Below are 207 nucleotides of genomic sequence, written 5' to 3'. Positions count from 1 at the left end.
CGTGGCAGGTGATCGAGATCAGCGGTGCAGATCAGGCCGGCTACAATGGCGAGCATCGAGTGGTGAGCGTGGGGGCCGGCTGGCTGACGTTCGCCCCCGACGCTGCCCCGAGCGTTGGCGCTGCGACCGGCGAGAGCATGGAGATCAAGGCAAGCCCGTCCAAGTCCTGGGAGTTCATCCACGAGGATGCCGCCACCTATCAAGCAT

The 207-nt window shown here is 65.2% G+C and carries 1 protein-coding gene; it reads left to right on the top strand.

Annotated elements, in window-relative coordinates; translation table 11 throughout:
• Nucleotides 1–207, top strand: a 207-nt coding sequence (locus QD208_RS17645) for a hypothetical protein (RefSeq protein ID WP_279837700.1), incomplete at both ends; no start/stop codon positions are given.

Origin of the sequence: Cobetia sp. 29-18-1 (assembly GCF_029846405.1) — a bacterium.
In the GTDB taxonomy this organism is placed as follows: Bacteria; Pseudomonadota; Gammaproteobacteria; order Pseudomonadales; family Halomonadaceae; genus Cobetia; species Cobetia amphilecti.
The sequence above is the reverse complement of the archived record's forward strand: the minus strand, read 5'-3'. Positions and strand labels throughout refer to the sequence as shown.